Annotated in this window: 4 protein-coding genes; all 4 read right to left on the bottom strand. The window is 42.8% G+C overall.

Annotated elements, in window-relative coordinates; genetic code table 11:
* Positions 1-100: 100 nt before the first annotated feature.
* A complete protein-coding gene (locus tag VLN09_RS09585; protein ID WP_325245968.1) occupies positions 101-1,165 on the bottom strand; it encodes an HpcH/HpaI aldolase/citrate lyase family protein in 1,065 nt (354 codons plus the stop codon).
* Positions 1,166-1,243: 78 nt separating this feature from the next.
* On the bottom strand, positions 1,244-2,416 hold the full coding sequence (locus VLN09_RS09580; protein ID WP_325245966.1) for a cysteine protease StiP domain-containing protein: 1,173 nt from the start codon (positions 2,414-2,416) through the stop codon (positions 1,244-1,246).
* A gap of 106 nt (positions 2,417-2,522) precedes the next feature.
* Positions 2,523-3,338, bottom strand: coding sequence for an HAD hydrolase family protein (locus VLN09_RS09575; RefSeq protein WP_325245964.1), 816 nt, complete (start codon positions 3,336-3,338; stop codon positions 2,523-2,525).
* A gap of 469 nt (positions 3,339-3,807) precedes the next feature.
* Positions 3,808-4,155 (bottom strand): oligopeptide/dipeptide ABC transporter ATP-binding protein (locus tag VLN09_RS09570; RefSeq protein ID WP_325245962.1); only part of this gene is annotated, 348 nt, incomplete at its 5' end.

The following is a 4,155-nucleotide window of genomic DNA, read 5'->3' as shown; positions in this document are numbered from 1 at the left end:
CTTTATGTAATGCTCATTTATCAGTAAAAAATCCTAACAAAAAAGCCGTTATCATAAAATTGATAACGGCTTTTTTGTTAGGATTTTTAAAAATATTACTTTATAAGAGTGCGGTATAGTCGTTATTGCTATCATTAATAGTGCCAAATACTTGAGCACGATTGACGATCTCTGTTGCCCAAGCACGGTGGGTAGCAGGTTCTAGCATGGTATTGTTATATTTAAAGACCGCTTTTGCTTCGCTATGTAAGATTGCCTGCGCCTCATCCAAAATGCTCAGTGGTACACAATAGGCTTGTTGTACCAAGGCAATTTGGCTTGGATGAATGACCGTTTTGCCGACCAACCCTAAGCTCACATCACGCGTCAGCTCTTGCATAAATAGTGTTGGCTCATCCAAATACTCAAATACCGGTGCCGAGAGATAAAAGCCATGCGGCACAAAACAGCCAAGGAGCTGATAGGCAAGCGTACCAACGGGGGTGTCATAGACAAGGCTATTTTTAGGACGGCGTAAGCGCAGCGCCGCAAACAAGTCATTGCCACCGATACGCAAGGCAAAGACGGGCTGGCTAAAGGCTTCTTTAAAACCAATCGCCAACTCTTGGTTATGATGCGGATTAAATAGCGCTGCCGTCTCAAGCGTCGGCATCAATAGCATGTCAGTACTGAGATTCTGGCATGCCATGCGCCAATTAGACAGACTATACATATCGACTTTCGGCATCACAAAACCATCAATCAAATCAATATGGGCAAAGCCCGATAACTGCTCTAGCATTGCCGGATGGCGCGGACGTACAAATACCAGCGGGCGCGTTGGCTGCTCGGTCTGTATACGGGTTTGCTGTGTAGGCTCATTGATACTATCGACATGCACCGCCCACGTATATAGCAGCATTTGCAAGCGCTCAAGTGCCAGTTCAACATCATTATGGCTGACCGCATCTTCTAGGCAGATGATAATACTATTAATCGTCGGTACTTTATCACGCTTAATCACTTGCCAGATATCTTGGCGAGTCGCCGGCATATATAGGCTAGCGCCTAACTGATAGGGATGATGGGCATGAGGCTTGAGCATGGCATGGCGTTCAGTGATTAGATGCGCGTAAGACTGGGTATTTTGATAAAGGTGGGATTCGTTTTTTTGTATATCTGACATAATGGGCATCGTAAATAGTGGTAAATGAATAGGTCTAAAAAGAATAGTTGCAAGATTAGGCATTAAATTAATAAGTCACTAATCGTCTGTGGCGCGCTGCTTAATAAGGGTAATCGCTTGATAAGGTAGTATTTTATCACCTAATACACTGATAGCGATATGTCGCTGTGCACATAAATGGCGCAATAATACGGTATCGGGGTGCTCAGCACTTGCCAGCAAAATACACTCAGGGTCTCGGCGTAATATCGCGCGTGTCGCCTCAGCGATGGTTGGCTTAATACGATTACGATTGCTGATATTGTATTCTGCTGCCAGCTTATCGATTAAGTCAGCAGTCTGGTAGCGCGGATGTTTATACGTTGGCAAGCATTGCAAATGCGTACTCAATGTGCGCCTTGTAGTATCAATATAATCGATAAAGGCTAAGCTATGATCTGCCTTAATTAAATTATCATAAAAGACACTGCGATGCAGCCCCAACTCTGGCTCAGTATATAAGCTACGTGATATGAGTCCCGACACGGTACTGTTCAATAAACCCGATGGAATCAACCAGTCTTCTTCACTAGCAGCAAGCCAAGCAACACCAGCCGGATCAGCAAGGGTCAATAATGGAATAACACCCTTACCTTGATGAAAAATATTGGCAAAGTTAGGGTGGTTAGGATCGGTAAACGCTTCTAGACTCCGCGCCAGTTCTTGATAAATGGCACCTTTACCTGTCCAACCATCGACAAATACAATCGGGCTATGAGGATGGCTGTCTAGTATCATCTGTAAAGCGACCGGATCCAAACCACGATCTCGGATGATGCTAACGCCGTAATGGATGCTTGGTAAGGCATAGCTGCTATCAGCATCTGCCAATGCGCGTTGTAACAGCACGCCAATCGGTAAACCTGCTCGCACCAAGCTGACTAATATCAACGGGCATTCACTATTTACAGTTGGCTGAAAAACCTGCTGTAGCGTATAGGCTAAATTGGCAATATCAGTCGCTGCTCTTGTCTTACCTTGCTCTAACGCCTCGATATACAACTGCTCGTGCATGGCACTTGGTGCATCCTCCAATGTTAGCATATCAGAGTAGTGACGCTGCCCACTTTGGATAAGCGCTTCTTTTTGACTGACAGGCACATCAGCAACGGTATCTTTATCAACGATATCGAGCAGCACAGTGACATCAGTGGCAAGATAGCTGCCTGAGCCATAATGGGATAAATCGGCTGTTTGATTATTTGGAGTCATGGTAGAAATATGGATACTCGCTTAATGACAATATGATGAGAGGGTAATGGCAGTGTGAAGCAATGGTGCTGATGGTGTGATTGCAATAAAAACAAAAGGTCTATTATTAAGCTTGAAATTGCTCATGTATCTGCCCGTGATTTGGCATGCCATACCAGTCAAGTAATTGCAAAAATGGCAGATCTGCCAAACTGTCACCAAAACCAAAGCTTGGGCGCTGATGATCTAAATGCTGCTCTAATAAAAACTGCACGGCATGACGCTTATGAACGGCATGCGGTAATATTGCTAAATTGTTGGCATTTACATGCACATAAAAATGCGTGTCAAAATCTGGTATGAATGTCGGTAGTTGCTTAGCCAAATCTGCCAATGCTTGATGATCTTTTTGTGTATGCTTGATCGCGAGATAGATGGTCAGCTCGCTGTCGATAAAAGTATCGCTATGCGGAGTTAGTTTTAAATAGTTATAAGTGCTATCGTTTTCTTGACTATAGCTATTAAACCACTCAGTCAGCTGATTGAGCGTATCTTGTAATGGAGCAAGCACATTATACATATGCTGCTGCCACGTATTTAGTAGCTCACCATCCGCTGTTAAAATAACCGCGCCATGGGTTAGTACTTGCCAGCTATTAAAAGGTAGCTTGACCCGCTTAATTTCCTGACGATCACGAGCAGTTACGGCAATCAGTTCGGTGCTAGAAAGCAGCCAATGAAAGAATGCCGCTTGACGCTGACTCATAAAGCTTAACGGTTCACCTTGCTTATTGACGGTAGCGCAGACTAAATTTTCAGGGTCAGTCGTTGGTAATTTCCAAGCATCAATTTTACGTTGAGTCTGAAAGAGCGTATCGTCCAAATCCATTAGTGCATAAGGCTTGATGATGTTTAAGCTAGGTTGGGAAAATGGGAAGGTCATTACGTTTTCCAAAGATAAAATGATGATAAGGCTGTTTAGGTGTTGCTTAAGTATAGGTATTTAACAAATTTAAAACGTTAGTTTTTGAAGAAGCCAACTACTCATCTATCAGACCTTAGCCAAATGCAGACAGTATAACGATAATCATAAAAAAGGTCAGAATAAATGAATAATAAAAGTGCAAAATTGCTAAAAAAATATTGGATTCAGAGAATTTGGGATTGGGCTGATAGTTTTGAATGACCAGAAGATAAAATGTGGCGTTGTAAGAACGAGTTAGACATGACTGTAGGTATGAATCCTATAAACTCAGAACATTTGGTTTTTAAATATTCTGAGTTTACTGAAGTCTGATTGCCAAATGATAGGACGTGCTTAGGTTTTTTAGGATAGCGGTTATAAGCACAGCACCAAAGAACATTCTATATTTATTCGATCATTTTGAAGAAGAAAAATATATTTGATCATACTATCCATATATCTCTTCTAGTCTTAAACAAGAAACCAATCGTCCTTCCCATTCACGCAGCTCAGGCTCGATTTCGCTACATATAGGCTTGGCATAAGGACAGCGTTTATGTAGTGCGCAGCCACTTGGCGGGTTCAGCGGACTGGGTAATTCGCATTGTAGGGTCAGCTCTTTTTTATGTCCCGTCACCGAGGGCACTGCCGAGAGTAAAGCGATGGTATAAGGGTGTTTGGGGTCATTGTAAATAGCATCTTTAGCACCGTACTCAACGGCCTTGCCTAAATACATAACCATCACATCGTCTGCTACATGACGTACGACAGAAAGGTTGTGCGAGATAAAAACATA

The sequence above is a fragment of the Psychrobacter sp. genome (genome assembly GCF_035469765.1).
In the GTDB taxonomy this organism is placed as follows: domain Bacteria; phylum Pseudomonadota; class Gammaproteobacteria; order Pseudomonadales; family Moraxellaceae; genus Psychrobacter.
This window is presented reverse-complemented; position numbering and strand designations above follow the sequence as displayed.

Bases quoted from the DNA above. Each gene is read 5' to 3' on its own strand.
- VLN09_RS09585 (WP_325245968.1), bottom strand. From the start codon at position 1,165: ATGTCAGATATACAAAAAAACGAATCCCACCTTTATCAAAATACCCAG.
- VLN09_RS09580 (WP_325245966.1), bottom strand. From the start codon at position 2,416: ATGACTCCAAATAATCAAACAGCCGATTTATCCCATTATGGCTCAGGC.
- VLN09_RS09575 (WP_325245964.1), bottom strand. From the start codon at position 3,338: ATGACCTTCCCATTTTCCCAACCTAGCTTAAACATCATCAAGCCTTAT.